The sequence below is a fragment of the Pseudoalteromonas sp. SCSIO 43088 genome, assembly GCF_023650795.1.
Classification (GTDB): domain Bacteria; phylum Pseudomonadota; class Gammaproteobacteria; order Enterobacterales; family Alteromonadaceae; genus Pseudoalteromonas; species Pseudoalteromonas shioyasakiensis.
The window spans coordinates 1,683,791-1,709,463 of sequence record NZ_CP072675.1; the positions used below are offsets into that span (position 1 = coordinate 1,683,791).

At 43.2% G+C, this 25,673-nt stretch carries 16 protein-coding genes and 1 tRNA gene; 15 read left to right on the forward strand and 2 right to left on the reverse strand.

Translation table 11 applies throughout. The features are described 5' to 3' along the window. Window positions 1–8 precede the first annotated feature (8 nt). From J8Z28_RS07850 to J8Z28_RS07875, 6 genes are read left to right on the forward strand one after another with little or no spacing between them, the layout of a single operon-like run. Window positions 9–335 carry a hypothetical protein gene (locus J8Z28_RS07850; RefSeq protein ID WP_156426434.1) on the forward strand — a complete coding sequence of 109 codons (327 nt, stop codon included), beginning with the start codon at window positions 9–11 and terminating at the stop codon, window positions 333–335. Continuing rightward, on the forward strand, window positions 332–973 hold the full coding sequence (locus tag J8Z28_RS07855) for a hypothetical protein (RefSeq protein WP_250660245.1): 642 nt from the start codon (window positions 332–334) through the stop codon (window positions 971–973). Before J8Z28_RS07850 ends, J8Z28_RS07855 begins: the two co-directional genes overlap by 4 nt. Window positions 974–975: 2 nt before the next feature. Next, a complete protein-coding gene (locus J8Z28_RS07860; protein WP_250660246.1) occupies window positions 976–1,425 on the forward strand; it encodes a hypothetical protein in 450 nt (149 codons plus the stop codon). After that, window positions 1,425–1,682: a hypothetical protein gene (locus J8Z28_RS07865; protein ID WP_250660247.1), complete on the forward strand. Its 258-nt coding sequence runs from the start codon at window positions 1,425–1,427 to the stop codon at window positions 1,680–1,682. Before J8Z28_RS07860 ends, J8Z28_RS07865 begins: the two co-directional genes overlap by 1 nt. 9 nt (window positions 1,683–1,691) lie before the next feature. Then, on the forward strand, window positions 1,692–3,149 hold the full coding sequence (locus tag J8Z28_RS07870; protein ID WP_250660248.1) for a hypothetical protein: 1,458 nt from the start codon (window positions 1,692–1,694) through the stop codon (window positions 3,147–3,149). A gap of 10 nt (window positions 3,150–3,159) precedes the next feature. After that, window positions 3,160–14,400: an LPD38 domain-containing protein gene (locus J8Z28_RS07875; protein WP_250660249.1), complete on the forward strand. Its 11,241-nt coding sequence runs from the start codon at window positions 3,160–3,162 to the stop codon at window positions 14,398–14,400. A gap of 501 nt (window positions 14,401–14,901) precedes the next feature. On the opposite strand, the gene J8Z28_RS07880 is transcribed toward J8Z28_RS07875, so the two are convergent. After that, window positions 14,902–14,978, reverse strand: a tRNA-Pro gene (locus tag J8Z28_RS07880). Window positions 14,979–15,083: 105 nt separating this feature from the next. Then, window positions 15,084–15,701 (reverse strand): arylesterase, encoded by a 618-nt coding sequence (locus tag J8Z28_RS07885; RefSeq protein WP_250660250.1) that lies wholly within the window; start codon window positions 15,699–15,701, stop codon window positions 15,084–15,086. On the opposite strand from J8Z28_RS07885, the gene J8Z28_RS07890 reads away from it, so the two are divergent. From J8Z28_RS07890 to tolB, 9 genes are all read left to right on the forward strand, one after another. Then, on the forward strand, window positions 15,702–16,421 hold the full coding sequence (locus J8Z28_RS07890; protein WP_054561283.1) for an ABC transporter ATP-binding protein: 720 nt from the start codon (window positions 15,702–15,704) through the stop codon (window positions 16,419–16,421). Further along, window positions 16,411–18,912 carry an ABC transporter permease gene (locus J8Z28_RS07895; protein WP_250660251.1) on the forward strand — a complete coding sequence of 834 codons (2,502 nt, stop codon included), beginning with the start codon at window positions 16,411–16,413 and terminating at the stop codon, window positions 18,910–18,912. The genes J8Z28_RS07890 and J8Z28_RS07895 overlap by 11 nt, the downstream gene beginning before the upstream one ends. Before the next feature lie 136 nt (window positions 18,913–19,048). Continuing rightward, window positions 19,049–19,573 (forward strand): crossover junction endodeoxyribonuclease RuvC, encoded by a 525-nt coding sequence (gene ruvC / locus J8Z28_RS07900; protein WP_250660252.1) that lies wholly within the window; start codon window positions 19,049–19,051, stop codon window positions 19,571–19,573. 1 nt (window position 19,574) lies between these two features. Next, complete coding sequence (gene ruvA / locus J8Z28_RS07905; protein ID WP_250660253.1) at window positions 19,575–20,195, forward strand: Holliday junction branch migration protein RuvA; 621 nt, start codon at window positions 19,575–19,577, stop codon at window positions 20,193–20,195. Between the two features lie 7 nt (window positions 20,196–20,202). After that, window positions 20,203–21,207, forward strand: a complete 1,005-nt coding sequence (gene ruvB, locus J8Z28_RS07910; protein ID WP_054553011.1) for a Holliday junction branch migration DNA helicase RuvB — start codon at window positions 20,203–20,205, stop codon at window positions 21,205–21,207. A gap of 998 nt (window positions 21,208–22,205) precedes the next feature. Further along, window positions 22,206–22,910 carry a protein TolQ gene (tolQ, locus tag J8Z28_RS07915; RefSeq protein WP_054561288.1) on the forward strand — a complete coding sequence of 235 codons (705 nt, stop codon included), beginning with the start codon at window positions 22,206–22,208 and terminating at the stop codon, window positions 22,908–22,910. Continuing rightward, complete coding sequence (gene tolR, locus J8Z28_RS07920) at window positions 22,897–23,331, forward strand: protein TolR (RefSeq protein ID WP_054561289.1); 435 nt, start codon at window positions 22,897–22,899, stop codon at window positions 23,329–23,331. Before tolQ ends, tolR begins: the two co-directional genes overlap by 14 nt. 1 nt (window position 23,332) lies before the next feature. Beyond that, complete coding sequence (gene tolA, locus J8Z28_RS07925) at window positions 23,333–24,271, forward strand: cell envelope integrity protein TolA (protein ID WP_054561290.1); 939 nt, start codon at window positions 23,333–23,335, stop codon at window positions 24,269–24,271. A 9-nt stretch (window positions 24,272–24,280) separates the two neighbouring features. Further along, window positions 24,281–25,639: a Tol-Pal system beta propeller repeat protein TolB gene (tolB, locus tag J8Z28_RS07930; RefSeq protein WP_054561291.1), complete on the forward strand. Its 1,359-nt coding sequence runs from the start codon at window positions 24,281–24,283 to the stop codon at window positions 25,637–25,639. Window positions 25,640–25,673: the final 34 nt, after the last annotated feature.

Sequence of the window (25,673 nt, forward strand, 5' to 3'; positions counted from 1 at the left end):
AACCCAACTTGTTCAATGAAATAGATAAAGCCTGCTCAAATGAGTGGGCTTTTTTGTTTGTGGCACCCGATGGCTTCGTTGTTTTGAGGCCGCGCTCACAAATGAAACATGAGTATATCCAAGTGTGCGTTGCTTCCTGTCATGGGGGCGATGCAATCAACCGGTATCTCTACCACATCATTCGCCTTGCCAAGTGTGGCCGGGCATCCTTCATAGAGTTTTCAACAGCACGTAAAGGTTTTAATAAAGTCGCACCGGCTTATGGTTGGCGTCGATTTTGTGTGCGTGACGGTTTAGTTGTCTGGCGGCATTTTTTAGAGGTTTGTAAAGCATGAGTAAATCAGGCGGGGATATTAAAGAGACTGAATACGAGAAAGAGCTCGCAAAAGTCTATGCAGAAGAATGGGCTTATTACCAAGATAGCATAGTCCCATTTGAAAACATGGTTATTGATGACGCTAAAGAAGCGAACGATGACACTGTTTATTCAGATATTGCTGAAAGTGCAAACCTTGGCAGTCAAAAAGCATTTACTAGTGCAAGAACGAATACCGCCACGAATTTAGCTGCGAGTGGTGTTAATCCAAATTCAGGTAAATTTAAAGGCACTTTGAGCGACTTAAGCGACAAGCAATCAGTTGTATCAAGTGACACCACAGCACGATCACAGGTAGCAGGACAAGAACGATATATAGACAAAATGAGCAATGTAATGGCGATGGGCCAAGGACAATCTCAAGAAGCGACAGCAACATTAACTGACATTGCACAAAGCTCACAGCGTAAAGCCTTCAATGATGCAAGCATCGCACAACAGCAAAGAGATAATGTGATTGGCGCTGCAGGTACTGCGATAGGGGCGGGTGTTAGATATTACAAAGGCTCTCCACTTGAAGGCGGGAGCGAATCTTCTCAAAACAAAAACGCTGCGAGCGTCAGCGATATACATAAATCAATAATTGGGGGCGGCTAAATATGGCAGACACACCAGCAACAACAGATGACCCATTTGATCTTTATGCAGTTGATTCAAGCCAAATTCGAACGGGGCGCTATCAAGATGCGTTAGCAGATTTAACTCGCCAACAATTCGAAGATTACAAAAAGCGTTACCTCCCTGTGCAAGAAAAATTATTTTCGTTAGCAACGGATGATTCGCTATTAACAGAACAGCTTGAACGAAATCAGCAGAACATTGATAGCAACTTCAAGATTGCTAAAGAAAGCGAGGATCGGCAGCTAGCACGTTTTGGTGTTAGCGCAGCAGACAGCAAGCAAGATAATAACAATAACAACCTGCTCAAAAGCCTCACAACGGCATCTGTGAACAATGAAACGCGCAGTTCAGTTGATGATCTGCAAAACAAAATACTAACCGGGCAAGGTGGTGCGCCCAAATCACTTGCAGATATAGGAAACGTCTAATGTCTTACTCAATTATGAACGCAGGCCAAAGCACTAAGGCCAAATCAACAGAGTCTCTTAAAACACTTGCAGATATGGAGCAGGATAGAGAGCTTGCAAATGATCAGGCAAAGCAGTCAAAGAAAAATGCTCAACTTAGTGCTGCTGGAACTGGGGCTATGGCGGGGGCGTATGCTGGGGCTACTTACGGTTCGGCTGGCGGGCCATGGGGTGCTGCTATTGGTGCTGTAATCGGTTTTGCAGCCGCATCATTATAAGGGGGAGTTATGGCAGGTGCATTTTCAGACGGCCTATTACGTGGCTTTGACATGGTTGAGCGTTATGAAAATAACGAGTTCGAGCGAAATAGACTGAGCCAGCTAGACGAAAGAGACGAACGTCGCTATCAAGATAAGTTAGAACGGCAAGCCAAACAAGACAAGATAGAGCAGCAGCGCTATGAAGAGAAGTCAGCGCGAGAAGATAAAGAGCTAAATTCTTTAATGGACTATCGTGATAAAACACTAAAAAACACACAAGGAGAGCGCGAATGGCAGCAAAATTACCAAATTCAACAACAGCAATATAAAAAAGATCAAGGTGATATAGCGCTAGGTTGGCAAGCTTTTCGTGAATACGGGGAAATACCAGAAACATTAGAAGAAGTGTTTAAGCGAAACCCAACGAAAGATCCAAGACGATATACAGATCCCGATTTACGCGCAAACGTTAAGCAACTGCATGGCATGCTGGGCGAAGCAATTAAAACAGGCCAGCTATCAAAAGTAAACGACCCCACATTCGTAAACCTTTTCAATACAGCATTTAAAGAGAAAATAAGCGCGTCAGTAGGTCAGTATGATGAAGTCGTTGGCTCAAAAATCGCTGACGTTAATTTTGCAGGCTTTGTTCCAACAGAGCGCAAGGATGGCAGCGTGGCACTTCTTTTACAAGTGACGTATGAAAACGGCGCAAAAGAACAAAAGCCGATGACTAAAGGGCGCACGTCGCAGAGCGATGATCCTGTATTGACTTTTACACCTAAAGAGCTTGTTGGAACTGTCAACTCAGCAGCGACAATGGCAGATATGATGGAAAGGCCAGAATATTGGGACAAGATGGGTTCACAAATGGGCGTTAGCTTTGGCAGCAGAGGCGAATTGTCTAAAGCGAACTATCAAAAAAAGCTTAGTGCAATTCAAGATGATATGACCAAGGCATTTGCAAAAATACAGTCTGATAGCAGCCTGGGCGCAAGCGATGATGAAAGGCAGCAAGCTGTAGAGAGAGTTAAAAACATATATCTACAAAGAATAGAACAGCTTAATAAAGCTTACGGAATTAAGAGCAAAGACGCGCCAAAAGAAAAGAACCCCAAAACAGGTTCATCAAGCGGCAATAATGACGATGCGGAAAAAGCAAAAGCAAAAAAAGAAAGTCTTGCAAACTCAATTTTAAATGGATCAGCAAGCCCTTCATCAGCGGGCCCAAGACAGCCAGATAATGGATTGGCGGAACCCGGCTTTATCAATGGGTTTAGAGATGGACTCGGCGGCATGTATAAAAATGAAGCAAAGCGAATTGATTATTCAGATATGTCTCACCTAGATAGCGTATTAACGCAGACCGGTCAAACTGTTGGCTCATTGCCTGGCACACTTGGCGATATTGGCGAGTATATAGGCGATAAAGCTATTACACCTACGCTAGATTGGCTAACCAAGAAACCTTCTGAGAAAAAATAAAGAGAACGAAATGGCCTATAATTATTTTGAAAAAACACCTGTAGAATCAGTCCCAGCAATTGAAAAGGAAAAGCAAAACGCTACCCTTAACGATGGACTTTTAGGTGATGCCGCAGACTCATTCCAAGCTGGTGCGCTTAGCGGCATGGGCGGTATATTTGATTTTGTTGGTGCAGAGGGGATAGCTAAATCACTTTATGATTGGTCTGACGAACAGCAAAAAACAATGTCAGAAAGCGGTAGAGAGTCGCTAAACAAACAATTCATAACCGAAGATGCTAATGGCGATATAGCTATTGGTGAGGGTATGAAGGACATTGATACGTGGATCTTAACAATGGCCAATGTTGCAGGCCAGTTTGCAAGCACAGCGGTCCCGGGCGGCGGAGCAGCAAGAGCAGTAACAAAGGTGGCGAGCTTAGGCAAAAAAGGAAGCAAGGCCGCAGACGCTATAGGCATGGGTGCTACAGGCGGCGCGGCTGGCACTGGTCAGGGCATGGAGCAAGCAAGGCAGGAAATACAAAATATGCCTGATGATGTGCTTGCTGATTCACCAATGTTTGTAGATGTACTAAGGGATATCCACTCAAAAAATCCAAGTCTTAGCGGCGCTGAAAAGTGGGATTTAGCAAAAGACGAAATTGCTAGACGTGTAGCTCAAGACGTAAGAACAGATCCCAAGGTGTTAGTTACAAATTTTGCAGCAAGCGCAATTGGCGATCCGGTAATTGGAAAGGCGTTAACCGGTGCCAGAATAGCGAAAAATGGTGCATTGGGAAGCGCCTTAAAAGGCTTTGCCACAGAGGGTGCAACAGAATCCTTGCAGGCTGGCGTACAGCAATACGGCATTAACGAAGCTATACAGCCGATTGACAACCGCGACTCAATGAAAGGCGTTGTAGCAGCAGGATTAAACGAGGGCTTAGCAGGCGGCGCATTTGGCGGCCTTGCGGGCGCCGCGGGCGGCATTGTCAATAAGTCCCAGGATAATAACAATAAGCCGAAAAATGAAAAGCTAGACAGTTACCAAAAGCAATCAGCAGAAGTTCTAAAGTCTGGCTATGCAGATATGGTCAACTCAGGCATGGATGAAGCCGAAGCAAAGGAAGCCATACGAGAACAGCAATACAATGCTGCCATCAAAAAAGGATTCACAGAAGAAGAAGCCAACGTAGCAGTTGCAAGAACAATGCGAGATATGTTCGCAGAATACAGCGACATTGCAGACATTGAGCCGGAACAAGCCATACCAGACGACAATGTGGCCCCGCAATTCCAGCAGGACGACGCATTACAGCATGATCAAGGCGTTGATTATGACTCGCCAACAGCAGCGAGGAAGGCAGGCTTTGCGGAAACTGATAAGGCCGCCGGTCAGTTTGGCGATATGCTTACAAGCCCAGCGCAAGAATCATTGCGCGCGCTTGATCAAGGAAATGGCGCGCCAAGCGTTGACGAGCGAGTAAAAGCAGCAGCATTTGATAAAACGCCTACACCGGACGATAGATTTAGCCCTATTAAGTACACCCATGAGGGAGAGCTATTAGGCCCCGAACAACAGGCGCAAGCGCTAGGCGTAGAAAAAGGGCCTATTGATGGTTTTACAGTGCCAGAGCAAGGCAAGCTGCCAACAACTGAGCAAACAAAAAACCGTCAAATGCGAGAGCAGGCACAAGCCGAGATTGACGCGCAAGCCAAAGGAATAGAACAGAAAGACATTATTTTTGGCGAAGATGGGCGACCACAACAGCGAGCTCAAGAGCAAATAAAACAAGCTGGCAAAGACGCAGAAAACTTGTTGCCACACAAAGACATTGTTTTTGCAGGTGATCAAAGCGGCGTTAACGTGGCTAGAAACGGCTTGCCTTTTAAAACAAAACGCGATGCGCTATTAAGCAAAGAAGCGCGTGCCGCACGCAGAGCCGGACAAAAAACAAAAGCAATACCTTTTGATAATGGTTTTGGTTGGACCACTAAAGATAGCTCACTTAAATCCGCACCTAATACTGGTCCGGATTTAAGTGCGGAAAATCAGCAAGCAGATGCCACCCTCACAAATGAAGGTAGCATGCCACAACAATCTGAAAGTATTGAAAAAACAAACGAAAAACCAGCCGCCAACCTAGCCCAACCTAAAGGCAAGCGATCAACGACTTATACTCCGACAGGAAAGCAGATTGAAACAGAGTTTGCAATTTTTGACGCTAACGATCAAAGTCTTGTCACATCAAATGATAGCGCCGGAAACTCAAACCCTAACTATCCACAACACTTACAACCAAGAGATAGAACACGAGTATCATCGCTTGCGCAAATAAGCGAGATAGCAAACAAAATAGAGCCTAGTAGGCTGGGCGACTCGCAAGAAACAGATCGCGGCGCGCCTATTGTTAAATCTGGCGTGGTTGAATCTGGCAATGGTCGTGTATTGGCTATACGTCAAGCATACAAAAACGGAAAGGCAGAAAAGTATAAGCAATTCTTGATTGATAATGCTGAGCAGTTTGGTTTAAACAAGCAAGATATTGAAGCAATGGAAGCGCCTATTTTAACAAGAGAGCGGCTGACTGAGTTATCTCAAGACGAGCTTGTAAACTTTACCGTTGATAGCAATAGGCAAGCAGGTATAGAAAGAAGCCCAGCAGAGCTTGCCTTAACAGATGCGTCTTTATTTACTGACGATGAATTAAAACTGCTAAACGTACCAGAAAACGGCAACATCTTAAGCAGTGACAATAAAGCATTTCTTAATTCGTTTGCTAATAAATTAGGCAATAATGAAGCTGCAAAATACAGACAGAGCGATGGAACATGGAACAGTCAATTTGCAGCAAGAGTGAATAATGCTATCTTTGCTAAAGCGTATGACTCGCCGGATCTTGTATCAGCAAGCAGTGAAGCTACCACAAAAGAGAGTGCAAACTTAATTAATGCGCTAGTTAACGGTGCCTCGAAAGTCGCAGCGTTAAAAGGCCCTAGCGACGGCACAAGTGTTAGTAACGCTTTCGGCCAAGAGCTAGCGGAAACTGTTAGCAGCGCAGCGAACATGATCATTAAATCGCGCAGAGATAATTTATCAATAGACGATATGATCAGCCAGCAAGACGCATTTACAGATCGGGACGAAGAAGCGGAAGCCTTAGCTAAGCTGCTAAGTAAAAACATACGAAGCGCTAAGAAAATGAGCGCTATAATAAACAGTATCGCAGACGATATTGACGCAGCTCTCATTAATGCAGAGCAGGCCGATATATTTACTGGCGAAGCGCAACCATTACCAAGCATGAGCGAGGTCTTAAACAATGCACAACAACGATTCACGCAAGACAAACAAGACACCAGCAGAAACATGGGTGGCAGAAGCGCAACAGAAGCGCAACAGTCCAGCCAGACGCAAGGCATGGCGTCAGATGCTAGCCAAGGCAGCAGAAGCGGCGGATCAAGTGGAAGAGTAAACGCTGATAGTGACCTTGAGGCGCTTGAAAGAAAAGTAAGCGTTGCTGAATGGGAAGTTAAAGACGCACAAAAAGCGCTTAATAATATAGCCAGCCAACTCAAGGAGATCCCTGGCTGGGCGACCACAGGCAGAAATAACCGAGATCCTAAACTTGGTAAGCAAATTGAAGGTCTAACAAACAAAGAGCAAGCGGCATTTAAAGCCCTACAGCAAGCGCAAGCAGACCTTGCCAAAGCTAAAAACACCTTAACAGGCTATAAAGCAGGCCGATTACACGCTAACGGTATGCCTAAATCACAAAAAGCAGAGCAGCAACAAGCGAATGCTGAATATGCTGAAATACTTAAAGCAATTGTAAAGCCTGGCGAGCAACTTCATAACGTGATCTTAGGTACGCCAGAAACTGTGATTAAATTCAATGCTAAAACAGTCAAGGTTGAATCGTGGAATGGGCCAGTAAATCGCCCTTACCTGGATTTCTTGGCGATGGAGGATGGCAAACCAATAGAAGTGCCCCGAGCAAGAGAGCTTGCAGCGCAAAACCAAACAAAGCCGCTTGATAGCGGTTTTTCTTTGCCCGAATCTCAGCAAAGCAAGCTTGATAATGCAGCGCTGAAGATCAGTGATAAGAAGCGTGCAGCCGCAGAAAAGCTTAAAAAGCTAATAAATTCGCGTAAGGGCCAGTTTAACAGCGGCATTGATCCTGAAGTAATGGTAGCAGTTGCCGAAGTAGGCGCGCTATCTATTGCCGAGGGTGCAATAAAATTTGCGCAATGGGCGCGTGACGTATTAAATACTACTCGTGCTGTAGGAATTAAAGACGAGGACGTTAAGCCATTTTTAAAAGAGGCTTATGGCGCAATGAGCGCAAACCCTGAGCGTTATAATATTGACGACAGCACAGCCGATTCAATGGACTTGCCAAGAAACGTGCGCAAGTTTGACATAGATACCATAGAGAGCGAGAGCAATGTATCAACTACCAGCGAAAACGTGGAACAAGATAGCCGCCGGAGCAGAGATAGAGAACCCGAACATAAAAACGATGATGATGCTCAATCAGACGCAGTTGAACGACCTGCTAGACAAGCAGAGCCAGAGGCTAAACCAGGGGCACGATCCAGCAGTGAGCCTAGCCTATCAACAAATGATGGTGCCGTACTTGGAGCGGAAAGCGTTAACAGCTTACTTGATGGATCAGGGAATGTTAAAGGAACTAAAAATACTGGCAGTGCCGGAAACAATGGACGAGGCAATAGCGACGATGACACTAGAACACAGGCTGAACACGGCCCAGCAACAGCAACTAGCGAAGCTACTAAACGCTTAGGCGCTGATAGCGACACCAAAAAAACAAAACAAAAAAACAGTCATGCCGCAAAATGGGGCGATGAAAAAGACATTATTGCCAGCGTGCCGGTACTTATGCCTGAGCAAGCAGGTGACATTGCACAAATAGAAGCCCGTTTTTTTGGCGCTGATAATCAAGGTTTAGGCTTTCAAAACACTAATGGGACAGGCACCGGCAAAACCTTTGTTGGCCTTGGTGCTGTGAAGCGATTTAGTCAAAATGGCAAGGATAATTCATTAATTGTTGTTCCTAACGACGGCATTGCTCAGCAATGGGTAAAAGCGGCAAAAGACTTTTTTGGGCTGGACGTTTATCTTATTGGTCAAGACGGCAAACCAAAAACTAAGGACGCAGGCAGAGGAATAACTATTGCCACCTATGCAACGCTAGGAAATAACAACGCAATTATCAAAGACCGCAATCAATTTGATCTCATTGTGGCCGATGAATCGCAAAACCTAATGGGCAACCAGCAAGCAAAAGAAACCAACGCACTTAAAAGCCTGCGAGCAATAACAAACCATGAGCGCGGTACGTATGCGAGAGCGCGCGCGATGCTCAGTGATAAAGTTGATGCGCTTAACAAAAAGATAGACGCTAAATATAGCGAGCTACTACCACAAAGAGACAGCGCCGAGGGTGCGAAGAATGAAGCTAAAGAGTTTTATTCAAAAGAGTTAAACGCTTTAGAGTCAGAAATAAGAGCGTTGGGCGATAAATTCAAAAAACAAGGGCAGTTCGATACAAAAGTTTTATTCCTTTCTGCTACGCCATGGCCTTATGCACGAAACCTTGATTACTCAGAAGGCTATTTATTTAATTATACTGATTACGGTGATAAATACGAAGGTGGTTATGATAACGCCTTTCACGGACACAATGCGTTTTACATTCAAAACTTTGGTTATCAATGGCGATACCACAAACTTAATAGGCCAGGCGCGGACGTAGACGAAAGCTTGATGGAGCGCACTTTTAATCAAACCATGAAAGAAAAGGGTGTTGTAGGTGGGCGAACTCTTGAAGTTGAAGCAGATTACAACCGGGTATTTGTAAAGGTTGAAACAGCGGCAGGCGAAAAGCTAGACGATTTAATAGAAAAATGGCGAGATCATGAAGCTACTAAAGAGGGGAGCGAGTTTCCTGACAGGCCTTATTCAGAGCTGGCTGACGAGCTTAACAATGTTTTTGATTACACAGGCAAAGTTAAGCTAACAGAAGCAATCAAGGCAGAAGAAGCGGCTAATCGAGCACTTGATCATATTGCAATGGGCCGAAAGGTTGTACTTTTCCACTCTTACAATGTAGGCGGCTCATTTGATCCAGTAAACCAGGTAAGACAGTCAAAGCCTGAGCTTATGGCGCAGTTTGATGAAGAGTTCCCTGGTATGAGCGATATTAACTTTGGCAACCTGCAACGTCCACTAGACTTGTTTGCTGATAAATTTGGCGACCAAGTAAGATTTTACAATGGCACAGTTTCAGACAAAGAGCGTAAGATCGCCAAAGACTTGTTTAACCAAGACGACAGTGGCGTAAATGTAATTGTTGTTCAACAAGAAGCTGGCGAAGCAGGCATAAGCTTGCATGACGTAACGGGCAAACACCAACGAGTATTAATTAATATCGGCATGCCTGTAAAGCCTACACAATTCATACAAATTGAAGGTAGGACCTATCGAGTTGGCGTAAAAACAGATGCGCAGTTTGAAAACTTAACAACCGGAACAGCTTTTGAGCGCGGTGTTTTTGCAAGCAAAATAGCAGGCAGAGCGAGTACCGCAGAAAACTTGGCTATGGGCGAGTTTGCACGAAGCTTGAAAGAGAATATTAGCGAGGGTTATCTTGATGCGGAATACCTGCCAGCGCAAACTAAAATAGGCCAAGGCGGAAAAATAAAAGACAAACCTAGCGAGATTAACGAATGGGATAAAGCTATTTCGCTTTACTACAGTAACTTAAAGCGAAACCAAGGAACGAAGAGCGCTGAGGGCGATGACTACTTTGCAACGCCAGAGCCGTTAGGTAAAAAAATGGTCGAATGGTTGCAGCCTATGGCCGGTCACAGACTTTTAGAACCAAGCGTAGGGCATGCTGCGATTGGTCGCTGGTTCCCTGGCAACACTAGAAATAGAGCGACAGAAAAAAGCTTTAAGCTAACATCATTAGCGCAAATGAACTTCCCAGGCGATGTAGATAATATTCCTTTTGAAGATCTTAAGGTGATCAACAAGTTTGAGGGCATTGCCATGAATCCGCCTTTCGGCAAAGGCGGCAAGCTTGCTTATGATCATATACGAAAAGCATTAAAACACTTGCCTAATGGTGGTCGTGTTGTCGCGCTTGTGCCAGATGGTCCAATGGCAAACAAGCGATTGAACGCTATGCTAGAAGATGAATCATTACAAAATATCTATCAAGCCGCTGAGATTGATTTGCCAGCCGGTGTATTTGCGCGTGCTGGTACGGGTGTAAAAACAAAGATCATTGTACTAGATAGATTTGACAACCAAGCTGACGCGCCTAGTACGCAGTACGTTAATTTTACAGGATCAAGCGATGTTAATACGCTGTTTGACCGTATAAAAGACTTTGAATTGAGAGCTCGAAAACAGCCTACACCAGTAGAAGTTGACGTTAGCCAGTACATGAATATTGAAAGCCCAGCCAGAAAAGGGCGCAAAGGTGAGGATCAATATAAAATTGAACTGTACGGCTACTTGCCACAAGACGTAAAAGAGATAGTTGATGCTGAAGCTATAAATACATTTGGCGCAATTCCAACTCGTGACGAGCGTGTTTATATAGTCGATCACCCCGAAGCGAGATCTGATCTTGCTCAGTTTATAGGTCGAACAATTGAAGAAGCAATGGAGTCAGGCGTTAAGATTTCGTTCGATACGCCAAAGCCTAAGCCAAAAGTGGACGGCGAATCTAGCAATGATTACTTTGAATACAGCGGCGAGACATACACGACTAAGCGCGGAAAAGAGTTTTTAGTAACTGAAATGAAAGACCGCCAAGCGCGTGATGATTATGCCGCATTAAAAGAGCTAGCCAAAGAATATAACGGTTGGGCCCGTGGTCAAAAATTCATGTTCCCGACTGAGGACGATGTTAAGCAGTTTAATGAGCGTGCAAAGGGTTTGTTGTCTGGTGGTGACAATATTAAGTTCTCAAAATCTAATACAAAAGGCAAAGCAAAAGGCGTAAACGCAGAACAGGCGCAAAAAATAGCTGATGGGTTTATCGAAAGCTTAAACGGCGCAAATGGAATTAAGGTTCGTATATTAGCCACTACTGCCGAAGCAGAGCAAATGTGGCGCATGAGCTTGGACGGCGCAACAGTTAAGGGCGCTTATAGCGAAATATCCAATACTGTTTATGTTATTGCTGAAAATATTGATAGCGTAACAGACTTAAAACAAACACTGGCGCATGAAACTATTGCGCATGGTGGCCTTGATACTGTTATAGGTAAAGAAGCCAAGCAAGAGTTTATTAATCGCATCAAAAAAACCAAAGGCCGTAAAGCGTTCGAGAAATACTGGAAAGACGCAAACACTGATTATTGGGATATGAGCGATGACGTTAAAGCAGAGGAGATTTTTGCACGCTTTGTAGAAAACGAACCAAGCAAAGGCGAGCTTAAATACTGGTGGCAAGCATTAAAACGCTGGATAAAAGCGCAGCTGGATAAAGCTGGCATCATGTACCGTGAAGATGACGAAGTTACTGCAATGCGTGATATGCTCGAAAGTATAGTGAAAGGGTTTAAAGCGCAGAGAGAGCCAAAAATTCAACAGAGAAGTGGCTTAGCTTACAGTCAACCAGGTAAAAAGTTCAGTCGAACCGCCGATGAAGATACCCGCACCGCTAAAGAAAAATTAGGCCTTGTTGAACAGGCTAAAGAATCAGTGGCGGATATCATCAAAGGCAAATTAAATAGCGTTTATGAAACTGCTAAAGACTCTAGTTTTTGGAACAGACTTAACGAAGGTATTTTCGATGGACTGGCGGGCATTAAGCAGGCAGAAGAAAAGGCAGGTATTACCGATATAAATAAACAAGGTTATGTAAGCGCTCGTCTTGCATCCGGCTTGGCTGATGTGCTTCATGGTGTATATAACTATGGCGCACCACAATGGAAAAACGGGATCGTTGCACGCAAAGAAAACACCAAAGGGTTATTAGAAGTGTTTGGCATGCTAGGTGATGATCTTAATAATTGGCTCGCATGGATGGGCGCACACAGAGCTGAAAAGCTAAAAGAAGATGGCCGAGAAAACAACTTAACCGATGCTGATATTGCCGAGTTAAAAGCGCTTGGCAAAGGTAAAGAAAAGCTATTTGAGGAAGTAAGGAAAGAATATAACAAGATAAATTCAGCTATTCTTGATCTGGCTGAGCAGGCAGGATTATTAAACAAGCAGCAGCGTGCAGCATTTGATGAAGAATATTACGTGCCATTTTTCCGCGATATGGGCGAAACAGATCCAGAAATGGATGATATTAAACGGGCCATTATAGAGCCTCACACAAGAAATGGCATAGCCGGACAGTCAGCGCAAATTAAGGCACTGAAAGGCGGCGGAATGTCTACTAAAGACTTGTTAGAGAATATTATCACTAGGCAAAGCACGCTAATTGATGCTTCATTAAAAAACAAAGCGATGCTTGAAGTAGTTAACAATCTCGATGGCACTGACTTTATGAAGTCAGAAAACAGCGAAGATATTGCAGCGCTTAGCCAGCATGACTTAAACAAGCTTGGCAAAGTAAAGGTAATGAACGGTGGTAAGGCGCAGGCTTATGTTGTGAGTGACCCAGCGCTTTTACGCTCTCTAATACAAATAAATAGTAATGGCAGTCAGAATTTATTTAGAAAGCTAGGCAGAAGTGCTAAGCGATTTTTGACCGCCGGTGTAACTTTGTCGCCAGACTTTATATTTAGAAACTTTGTTCGTGATGCGGCTCACGCATGGATGATAAATAAGGATGACTTCAAATTAGGCACTGATAGCTTTAAAGGACTTAAAAAAGCGTTTAAAGAAGATGAAGCCTACCGCGATCTAATATTTAGCGGCGCAGCGTTCCAGGGCGGGTATGTTCACGGCTCAGATCCAGAAGCCGGGGCGCAGCAGATGCGTAGAGCGTTAAGAAGTAAAGGCTTGAGCAATAATCAAGTTGACAGTTACATGAGATCTATTGTTGACAGTGGCGCGTCGCTACTCGAAAAATATAGAAATGTAAGTGACAAATTTGAAAACGCAAACCGATTAAGCACATACGAAGCAGCGTTAAAGGCAGGAAAGAGCAAGCGCCAAGCGGCATTTGAAGCTAAAGATCTTATGGATTACAGCTTGAAAGGGAACTTTGAGACTATCGCGTTCTTTGTTGATATGCTGCCATTCTTTAACGCTCGCTTGCAGGGTATGAGCAAGCTCGTTCGAGCATCAAAAGCTAATGGTGACGACCAACTGTTGCGCATTCTCAGCGCTAACCTTGCAGGCAAAGGCATTAAGTTAGCAGCTTTTAGTCTCGCTTTAGCTGCAATGAATGACGATGACGAGCGTTATCAAGAATTGCCAGATTGGGATAAGGATATGAACTGGCATGTTTTTGCAGGTGAAGATCATTACCGTATTCCTAAGCCGTTTGAGCTTGGCGTGATATTTGGCACCATGCCGGAACGCCTATTTCACTTTGGTACAGGCACACAAAACGAAAAGGACTTAGGGCGCGCAGTTGTTCACGCTATAACGTCAACTATGTCTATGAATCCTATTCCACAATTTATGCTACCTGCTACAGAAGTTGTAATGAACAAGTCTTTCTTCAAATGGGCACCGATTGAAGGAATGGCAGATCAAAACAAACAAGCTGAGGACCGCTACAACGCATACACTAGCGACACAGCAAAAGCTATTGCGCAAGCGTTTGGTGTATCGCCTAAAAAAGTCGAACACTTGATCAAAGGTTATACCGGCACGCTAGGCGCATACGTTTTAGGTGCAAGCGATATTGTCGCCCGTCAAGCGATGGGGATTGAGTCAGCAGAAACACCGGTCAGCCGATACCCTGTTATAAAATCTTTTTATCAAGGTAGCGGGCCAAAGAGCAGCACTAAGTTCGCCAATGAGTTTTACGAAGCGCTTGATACTGCAAACCAGGCATACGGCAGTTACAAGCGAGCGCAAGAACTTGGTGATACATCGCGCATAAAAGAGCTTATTGAAAATGACGGGGAAAAGCTAAGATCGAGAGCTAAGTTGGCTAAGATTCAGCGTGGTATATCTAAATTGAATAAGATGCAAAAGGCAATAAATGACAATAATAACTTGTCATCCAGCCAGAAGCGCGAGCAACTAGACAATATACAGCGCAAGAAGAACGCTATTTTCCATAAGGCATATATCGCTTACAGTCTTGGCGAGTGGTGATAATAAAAAGGCCCTGATAAACAGGGCCTTTGATTGCATGGGCATAGCATCAACATAAGGTAAAAAAACTTACTTTTAAGTAAGAATATTAACTACAAGCAAAATTGCACCGCAAACCAGTCCAATGAATAACAAAAAACCTTCCTGTCTTTCTCTCCACTGCGACGTACCTACCTGCAGAAAAAGCAAGCTACCAGCCATAATAGGCAATCCCAAAAACCAGGTTAAGTTTGTTCCAACAGATAGACCGGTGATCATACCGAGAAGCATCAAGGCAATGTGCATTATTAACTCACTTGTAATAAAGTTTTTTAAAGTTAGCTGAGCGATTGGCTTAAGTCTACGTGTTTTTTATTGCTGTTCGCACTTACTAGCTTTTAGAGCGTGATCTTGATGGGAATTTAGAAAAGAGTTTTACCACAATATTACCACTATTTTACCACAGCGTTTTTAATGGTTATTCTTATTATGTTGTAAGGTGTTGATTTTAAAAGGTTAAAATGGTCGGCATAGCAGGATTTGAACCTGCGACCCCTGACACCCCATGACAGTGCGCTACCAAGCTGCGCTATATGCCGACGTTGCAAGCCATAGTACGGCTTTTTTTATAAAAATCAATATCTCCGCTGTTCGATTGCTTGTTTATTGTTCAGGTAATCTGCATTAAATCAATGGGCTAGAGGTTAATCTAGCCAATCGTTGATCGTTTTGTACATAAAGTCGCGTATTAATGGTTGAGCATCGGCATTAGGGTGCAGGTTATCGTTTTGCATAAGTTCTGGACGGCCTGCAATACTAAGCATGAAAAAGGGCATGAGCTCAGAATCTGTTTCATCGGCAATGGTTTTAAAGCTATCGGTGAAAAGTTTGGTATAACGCGGGCCATAGTTTGGTGGAATTTGTACTTCCATTACGGCGGTTTTCGCCCCAATTTTTTGGCTTTTTGCAATTAAATCACGTAAGTTAGCTTGCAGGCGTTTAATAGGGAAACCTCGTAAACCATCGTTTCCGCCAAGCTCAATGAGTACATGAGTGGGTTCAAATTCGCTTAGTAACGCGCCGAGCCGTCTTAGGGCGCCACCTGTGGTTTCACCGCTAATACTGGCGTTTACTAGGTATACAGATTGGTCTTTTTCATCGTACTTATCTTGTAACAATTTAACCCAGCCTTGCTCTTGTTTAAGTCCGTAAGCGGCGCTTAAACTGTCACCTAGGATTAAAATTGTGTTGTCAGCTGCTGCCGTAAGTGGTTTGATTACTAACAGTAAAACGAATATAAAACGTAGGATTGGATGCATCATATGTCAGCGCTTTCTCAATTAAACATCATTCAAGTTAAAGGACTTTCTAAAACGGTCACCACGGTTGAGGGCGACCTGACCATCCTCAGTGACATCAGCTTTAATGTCAAGTCGGGCGACTCAGTTGCAGTGGTAGGCACCTCAGGTTCGGGAAAGTCTACTTTATTAAGTTTATTGGCGGGCCTTGACCAATCAACGGGCGGCAGTATTCATTTAGACGGAGCCGCATTACACGAATTAGATGAAGAAGCACGCGCAGCACTTCGCGCTGAAAAAGTAGGATTTGTGTTTCAATCTTTCATGCTTGTACAAAGCTTAACAGCTCTTGAAAATGTAATGCTTCCGGCAGAACTTGCAGGAAGCAAAGACGCTAAGCAGCAAGCACTTGAGTTACTTGAAAAGGTAGGCTTAAGCCATCGTGTTGGTCATTACCCATCGCAATTATCTGGCGGTGAGCAGCAACGTGTAGCAATTGCTCGTGCATTTATTGGCACACCGAAAATCTTATTTGCCGATGAACCGTCAGCGAACCTAGATAGCAAAAACGGTAAGTTAATTGAATCTTTATTATTTGAATTAAATAAGGAGCACGGCACAACACTCATTTTAGTAACCCATGATGAGCAGCTTGCACAAAAGTGTCAGCAAATTTTACATATTGAAGCAGGGCAGTTAGTAACTGTAAAAGAAAGCGAAGGAGTGCAAGCGAATGTGGGCTAAATTAGCACTAAAACTGTTTTCACGTGAGTTTAAGCGTGGCGAATTAACAGTGATCAGTGCAGCAATAGCCTTAGCTGTTCTCACTGTTTTAACACTGTCTATGGTTACCGACCGAATTGGCCAAAGTATTGAAGAAAAAAGCAGTGCCTTTATTGCCGCTGATCGCGTTTTAGCAAGTAACCATGCTTTACCTGCTGAGTTTTTAGAAAAAGCCAACCAAGATAACTTACGCACCGCTAAAATAACTTACTTCGACACCATGCTATTTGCCGGTGACGAAATGCAGCTTGGCTCGGTGAAAGCGGTATCAAATACCTATCCGTTAAAAGGTGAGTTAAAAGTAAAAACCAGCCTGACTGACCAACCACAAGTAACTTCTGATATCCCAAGTCGTGGTGAAGTGTGGTTAAGTGAATCTGTGTTTTATGCGCTAAACATTAAAGTGGGCGATAAAGTAGAGCTTGGTGCTGCTACGTTTACGGCTAGTCATGTTGTAGCCGAAGAGCCAGATGCACCGTTTAATGTGTTCTCGAGCAGCCAGCGAATCTTAATTAATGAAGCAGACATTGCTGTTACAGAGGTAATTCAGCCGGGCAGTCGGGTGTTTTACCGCCAACTTTATGCTGGCGACAAAGACAGCTTAGATACCTTTTATGCTTGGTTAAAACCACAGATGAAAGAAAACCAGCGTTGGTATGGCGTTAAAGACCGCCAGTCACCTATTTCTAATAGTTTAAATCGTGCCGAAAGCTATTTATTGCTAGCTGGTTTGCTTGGCATTATTTTAGCTGCTGTTGCTATTGCGGTATCGGCAAAACGGTATTGTGAGCGTCAGTACGACCCAGTTGCTATGATGAAAACGCTTGGCGGTAGCCGCGCTATGATCCGTAAGATCTATTTATTACATTTGAGCCTTGTATGTTCAATGTCGGTGATTGTCGGTTTACTGATTGGTTATGGTTTACAAGCGGTTGCAACGGATTATTTGGCACAAACCATGGGCACAGCACTGCCAAGCGCATCGGCAAAACCTTGGATTATTGCGATCAGCACAGGTGTGATTTGTGCGGTTATGTTTTCAATTAAACCGCTACTCGATTTATTTGATATTCCGCCGCTACGTGTACTTCGCCGTAACTTAGGCGACCGTTTATTAGTAAGTAAAGTGCACCTTACTATGTCGGCGCTTACTGTGTTTTTACTGATGTGGTTATTTAGTAACAACATCAAAATTAGTGCAATTTTGTTCCTTTCGACGGCATTTTTAATTGCGGTGTTATTTGGTTTATCAAAGGTTATTTTTGGTGGTGGCCGCAAACTTGGCTTGAGTCCGGGCAATAGTTGGTCATTGGCGATTGCGTCAATTCAAAAGCGTGCCAATGTGAATGCGGTACAATTAATTAGCTTTGCTTTGGCTATCAAGTTATTACTGTTTTTAATTGTACTTAAGAACGACATGATTTCGGATTGGCAGTCTCAGCTTCCTGAAAATGCCCCTAATTCATTTTTAGTGAACATTACTGAGCAAGAATTAGAGCCTATAACTAGCTTCTTAGCGCAAAACGATATGCCAACGTCTGATTTCTATCCGGTTGTTCGTGGCCGTGTTAACGCCGTAAATGGTGAGTTGGTTGCTCGCGAAGTATCGCAAGAAGACAACGAAAAGAAAGACGAAGAAGCCCGCTCTGGTATTGGTCGTGAGTTAAACCTAACTTGGCGTAAAGACTTACCTAATCAAAATGAGCTTATCGACGGTACATGGTTTAGTGAAGACTCAGTAGCCGAGGCATCGGTAGAAGAGTCGATGCTTGAACGCCTTGATGTACAAATTGGCGATACGCTTACTTTCTTAATTGGTGCGCAGTCGTTTGATGCAAAAATCACCAGTGTACGTAAGGTTAATTGGACCACACTTAAACCTAACTTCTTTATTATTTTAAGCCCTGATGTACTAGCGAGCTTTCCTGCTACTTATATTTCATCAGTGAATGTAAAAGCAGAGAAAAAACGTGAGTTTAATGAGTTGATGCGTCAATACCCAACGGTTAACGTGATAGATGTTGAGAGCTTTATTAAACAAATTCGCTCAACCATAGAGCAAGTATCGTTAGCGATTGGCTTTGTACTAGCGATTGTGGTTGCCTGTGGCGCTTTAGTGCTTATTTCACAAGTGCAAGCAAGTTTGGGTGAGCGTATGCAAGAGATTGTTATTTTGCGAACCTTAGGTGCGAAAGGGCGCTTAATTAAAAATGCCACCTTATATGAGTTTTTACTATTAGGCGTTACCGCTGGCTTAGTCGCAGCGATTGTCAGTGACATCGCTCTGTTAATAGTGCAAAAACAGATGTTCGATTTAGCAGGTAAGTTCCACCCTCATATTTGGGTGATTGGCCCTGCAGTCGGTGGCTTATTTGTGGCATGTTTAGGTTATTTGATGATAGCCTGCACAATGCGAAAAAATACGCAAGGCTTATTACGTTCACTCGCGTAAAAGTCTCTTGAAAGTTGACTATAAAATGCTCGCAATTGCGGGCATTTTTTATGAATTGCAATTGGTTACTGGTAATTTATACAGTGCTCTGGCATTATTAACCGCAGATAATAATGATAATAGACGGTTCAGTTAGTTGGCGATTATTTTAGGGATTGATCCTGGTTCACGATTAACAGGGTACGGCGTGATAGCTCACCAAGGTGCTAAATTCACTTATTTAGGTAGTGGCTGCATTAAATTGGCCGATCACGATTTTCCGGTACGCTTAAAAATGATTTACCAAGGGATCAGTCAATTAGTAGAGCAATTCTTACCAGACAGTTTTGCTATAGAAAAAGTGTTTATGGCACACAACCCAGACTCAGCGCTTAAACTCGGTCAAGCACGTGGTGCTGCTATCGTTGGTGCTTCAATGGCAGAGCTGCCAGTTTATGAATATTCTGCTCGGCAAATTAAGCAGGCTGTTGTAGGTAATGGCGGCGCTGATAAGTCTCAAGTACAGCATATGGTTAAAAACATTTTAAAGCTGCCAGGTACCCCTCAAGCCGATGCCGCAGATGCCTTAGCAATCGCTATTTGCCATGCTCACTCAGAACAAAATTTAATAAAACTTGCGGGCAGTGCGAGCAAAACCGTAAGAGGACGATTAAGGAAGTAATATGATTGGTCGATTAAATGGCTTACTTGTTGAAAAGCAGCCACCAGAAATTCTTATTGAAGTAACTGGTGTAGGCTACGAAGTACAAATGCCCATGACTTGCTTTTATGATTTACCGGCAGTGGGTGAGCAAGCGATTATTTATACCCATTTTGTGGTACGTGAAGATGCCCAGCTATTATTTGGCTTTAACAACAAAACCGAACGCGCTTTATTTAGAGAGCTTTTAAAAGCCAATGGTGTAGGGCCAAAACTTGGTCTTGCTATTTTATCGGGTATGTCAGCGCAGCAATTCGTAAGTTGTGTTAACAATGAAGATGCAACAACACTGGTTAAACTGCCAGGTGTTGGTAAAAAAACGGCTGAGCGTTTAGTGCTCGAAATGAAAGATAGACTCAAAGATTGGGGTAATGACTTATTTACACCATTTAGCGATAATGCCGTCATTGAGCCATCAAGTGATGATACCCTAGTGGCAAATAATGCTGCCGATGATGCAGTATCAGCACTTGTGGCATTAGGCTATAAGCTACCGCAAGCACAAAAAGCGGTTAAAACAGTGAACAAACCAGATATGACGACTGAGATTCTAATTAAAGAAGCTCTAAAATCAATGTTGTGAGTAAACCATGATTGAAGCAGATCGCTTAATAGATGCGAGTGAACAAAGTAACGAAGACAGTGTTGATCGTGCAATACGACCAAAGCTGTTAACCGATTACACAGGCCAGCCGCATGTTAAGCAACAAATGGAGATTTTTATCGAGGCCGCTCGCCATCGTGGCGAAGCGCTGGATCATTTATTAATATTTGGTCCGCCGGGTCTTGGTAAAACCACACTTGCAAACATTGTAGCCAACGAGCTTAACGTTAATATTAAAACAACGTCGGGGCCAGTACTCGAAAAAGCAGGCGATTTAGCTGCGCTTTTAACGAACCTTGAAGAAGGTGACGTACTGTTTATTGACGAAATACACCGTTTGAGCCCGCAAGTCGAAGAGATTTTGTATCCCGCAATGGAAGATTATCAGCTGGATATAATGATAGGTGAGGGCCCCGCAGCGCGCTCAATAAAGCTTGATTTGCCGCCATTTACATTAATTGGTGCAACAACGCGTGCTGGCTCACTCACCTCACCACTTAGAGACCGTTTTGGTATTGTTCAGCGATTAGAGTTTTATTCTGTTGAAGACTTATCAAAAATTGTTGCCCGCTCAGCAAGCTTTTTAGACTTAACCATGTGTGATGAAGGTGCAACCGAAATCGCCAAGCGTTCACGCGGTACACCGCGCATAGCAAACCGTTTATTACGCCGCGTTCGTGATTACACCCAAGTGAAATCAGACGGCAAAGTGAATGCCACAGTTGCAGAGCAAGCCCTCGATATGATTGATGTCGATAAAAGCGGTTTTGACTACATGGATAGAAAATACTTGCTAGCTATTATCGAAAAATTTATGGGCGGCCCAGTTGGCCTTGATAACCTAGCGGCTGCAATTGGCGAAGAAAAAGAAACCATTGAAGATGTGATAGAGCCGTTTTTAATTCAACAAGGCTTTATTCAGCGTACCCCACGCGGACGACTCGTTTCAGACATTGCTTATTTACACTTTGGGCTTACGCCTGAGAAATAACTAAAACCCCGCGGTTAGTTACAAGCTTTAAGCTATAAGTATCAAGCAGCTCGAGAGAGCTGCTTTTTTTATCGAGATAACTTGCTTATATTAAGTAGGTGTATAGGTTTTTACCGCTTACCGCTTACCGCTTACCGCTTACCGCTTACCGCTTACCGCTTACCGCTTACCGCTTACCGCTTACCGCTTACCGCTTACCGCTTACCACTGGGTTGTTGTCTCATTTTAACATCTGTAATTCACATGCTGTTAAGTTATCGGTAGGTATTCTCATTGGCGTTTGTGTAGGCAAAAAAAAGCCCGCATAAGGATGCGGGCAAACAACAAGTTGAAGGAAGTAATCCAGGGAACTACGGTCTACTTGAATAAGGTTTTATCCCGATTTAAGTAAACCTAGAGCAATACGAAACTTCATATTGCTAAAAACGGAGCTTGATGAAAGAAACTTTCATGAGGTTGCTAGCTCGGTATAGGTAAATAATACGCAATGATGGATTTTTCTTCAAACTAGAAAAATTTTATTTTCAAATAAAAAAAACTAATGTGAGCTAAAAGTTGAATTGTTTTCTTTTTGTTCACTTTGTAACTATTTTGTTTTTAACCTTCTGAATAAAAGGGTTTTTATAAATTTTGTGATCTTTATTCAGGATTAGTTTAAGTATTCTGTAGTAGATTTGCAAAAGTGCTTTTGGGTGTTTATGCGTAATTTATGAATAAACGTCGTGTTTTTGGCTGTTTTGGTTGCTTTTAAGAGCTATTCTAGTGACTTATTATTAAGGTGAAAATATGCGTAAATGTGTTGATAAAACCTAATATGGCTAAAAAATAACTAAGCAAATTGCTTTTTACCGTTATTTGCCGCTAATTCACAGCAAGAGCGTTGTCAGTTTATAACTGACTAGATACACTAGATGTAACTTTTGGCCATGATTGTGGTCAATAAATGCAAGTGTAAAAAATATAACAAATTACATAGAAATCTATTTTAGGAGTTTAACGTGGGATCAGGGCTTAACTTTTTAGATCTTATTCTAGAAGCCAGTGTACTTGTCCAGCTAGTAATGTTGGCATTAGTCGGTATGTCGGTAATGTCATGGGCAATTATTTTTCAACGTAAAAAAGCGATTTCTGATGCACTTAATGGCGCTAAGCGTTTTGAGCAAAAGTTTTGGTCAGGTATTGATTTAAGTAAATTATATAACGAAGTATCTGCTCGTCCTGGTGGTGCATCAGGTGTTGAAGCATTATTCGTTGCAGGATTTAAAGAGTTTGCACGTCATAAGAAAAATACATTTCAAAGTGCAGGCATCGTAATGGAAGGCACACATCGTTCAATGCGAGTTGCGCTATCGCGCGAAGTTGAAAAGCTTGAGTCTAGTTTATCGTTTTTAGCAACAGTGGGTTCAATTAGTCCTTACATCGGTCTGTTTGGTACGGTATGGGGTATTATGAACGCATTCATCGCGTTAGGTGAAGTTAAACAAGCAACGCTACAAATGGTAGCGCCAGGTATTGCCGAAGCGCTGATTGCAACTGCAATGGGCTTATTTGCTGCAATCCCTGCTGTAATTGCTTACAACCGTTTTGCCAATAAAGTAGAAAAGCTTGAAGGTAATTACATTAACTTTATGGAAGAATTCGCCAATATTTTACACCGCCAAGCAGCTGCGCAAATAGAGGCTAAAGCGAATGTATCAGCGTAAGAAACGTCGCCCTGTAGGTGAAATAAACGTAGTACCTTACATTGATGTAATGTTGGTACTACTAATTATATTTATGGCAACTGCGCCACTTATTACCCATGGCGTAAAAGTGGACTTGCCGAAAATGGAAGAATCGGATTTAGTTGATACTAAAGATACACCGCCTATCATTGCGTCAATTGATGCTGAAGGTAAGTACTATGTAAGTATTGGTACTGACCCAGAAGCACCAATGGAAGCGCTGGATGTTGCGGCGGTAATTAAACTTCAACTGCAAAAAAATCCAGATACACCTGTAATGATTAAAGGTTCTGGCCGTGTTTCTTATCAAGAAGTACTGCTGCTTATGGACTTTTTGAAAAATGCTGGTGTGCCTTCAGTGGGTCTTATGACCGAATCATTCGAGGGGACGAAAGGCTAGTATGGGTGCATCAGTAGTAAAATCGGTTCTTTTGCACCTTGCAATAGCAGGTTTATTAGTAGCAACAGCTAATTTTCATATGCCAGCGCCTAAGGTGATGGAAGTAACGCTGAACCCTGCTTTACCAGAGCCTGAAAAAGCCGTTGCCGCAGTAACGGTTGATCAGCAAAAGGTTGAGCAGAAAATTGCCGAGCTTAAAAAGCAAGAAGAAGCAAAAAAACGAGCCGAAGCAAAACGTATTCGTGATCTTGAGCGCCGTGCAAATGATGCACGTAAGCAACGTGAAGCTGAAGACAGACGCCTTAAAAAGCTAGAGCAGCAACGCCGCGCGAAAGAGAAAGAAAAAGCAGAAGCAGAAGCACAAGCGAAGAAAGCACGTGAAATTCAAGAGAAAGAACGAGCTAAAGCGCAACAGGCTGAAAAGCAAAAGCAAGAAGCTGAAGCCGCAGCGAAAGCTGCAGCTGAAAAACGTAAAGCTGAAGAAGAAGCGTTAAAGAAAGCGGAAGAAGAGCGTAAGCGTAAAGCTGCCGAAGCTGAAGCTGAACGTAAACGCAAAGAAGCTGAAGCAGAGCGTAAACGCCAGCAAGCATTGCAAGAGCAAATGCTACAAGAACAATTAGCTGCTGAGCAGGCTGCACGTAATAAAGTGCGCCAGCAACAAGTAGTGGGCGAAGTTGAAAAATATAAAGCGTTAATTATGGCGCGCATTCAACAAAACTTCTTAAAAGATGAGAAGATGAAAGGTAAAGAATGTCGTCTTAATATTCGTCTTGGTTTTAATGGCTTAGTGACTCAAGTAAAATCACTGGGCGGAGATACCTTGGTATGTGAAGCTGCAATGCGCGCGGTGCGTATGGCAGACACACTTCCAGTATCACCAGACCGTGAAGTATTTGAGCAACTTAAAAATATTAATTTAACAATAGCGCCTCAATTTTAAAGGAATGATATGTTTAACCAGATAAAAACAGCATGTTTTATTGTATTACTGGGCTTTCATGGCATTGCCAGTGCTGCACTAGAAATTGTGATCACCGATGGTATTGACGGTGCACGTCCAATTGCGATTGTACCTTTCCAGTACAATGGTGTAGGAACTATCCCTGAAAAATTAAGCTCAGTGATTGCAGCTGACTTAATGCGTAGTGGTAAGTTTAAGCCAATTGACGTGAACACAATGCCGCAGCTTCCAGCTACTGACACCGACGTTGATTACGGCGCTTGGGTTAATAAAGGCGTTGAAGCGGTTCTTGTAGGCCAAGTAGAGCAGCAAACAAATGGCCGTTACTTAGTTAAGTATGAGCTTATTGATGTTATTCGTGGTCAAATTACTGGTGGCGAAACGCAAATGATGAGCAATGGCCAATTAGTTAAAAGCCAAGATCACATTTTAGACGCGCGTGAAAGCGTAATTGCTGAAACAGGTTTTCGCCGTTACGCGCACCGCATTAGTGATGTAGTTTACGAAGCGCTTACGGGTGAAAAAGGTGCATTCTTAACGAAGATTGCTTATGTGATTGTTCGCGAAGAAGAGCCTAAGCCATACCAGCTTGTAGTTGCTGATTACGATGGTTTTAATGAGCAAGTGTTACTTCGCTCTAAAGAGCCATTAATGTCACCAGCGTGGTCACCTGACGGTACTAAGCTTGCGTACGTAACATTTGAGAATCGTCAAAGCCAAATTTATATTCAAGATTTATACACAGGTAAACGTGAGCTGATCACAAGTCACCCTGGTATTAATGGTGCACCGCAGTTCTCGCCTGATGGTAAAAAGTTATTATTAGTGCTTTCTAAAGACCGAAATGGTGCAACAGAAGTATATGTTTTAGACCTTGCAACTCGTAAAGAAAGACGCCTTACAAACCACCGTAGTATAGATACTGAACCATCTTGGTTCCCTAATGGGCAAGATATTGTGTTTACGTCTGAAAGGGGTGGTAATGCCCAGATTTATAAGTTAAATTTGCAAACTGGTAGGTCAAAACGCATGACGTTTGACGGAGATATGAACCTAGCAGGTTCGGTTTCTCCAGACGGAAAAGAATTAGTGATGGTGAACCGTACCAACGGTCAATACCATCTTGCTAAGAAAGAGCTAGCTACAGGCGCGTTCCAAGTATTAACTAGAACTCGCTTAGATGAATCACCGAGTATCGCTCCAAACGGCTCGATGATTATCTACAGCACGCTTCATAATAATAAACAGGTGTTGGCGTTAGTTTCTATGGACGGTCGCTTTAAAGCACGCTTACCTGTGCTAAACGGACAAGTAAAGGCACCAGCTTGGTCGCCTTATTTACAGTAATTTTACTGGTTTACTCAATATAGGAATCAATTAA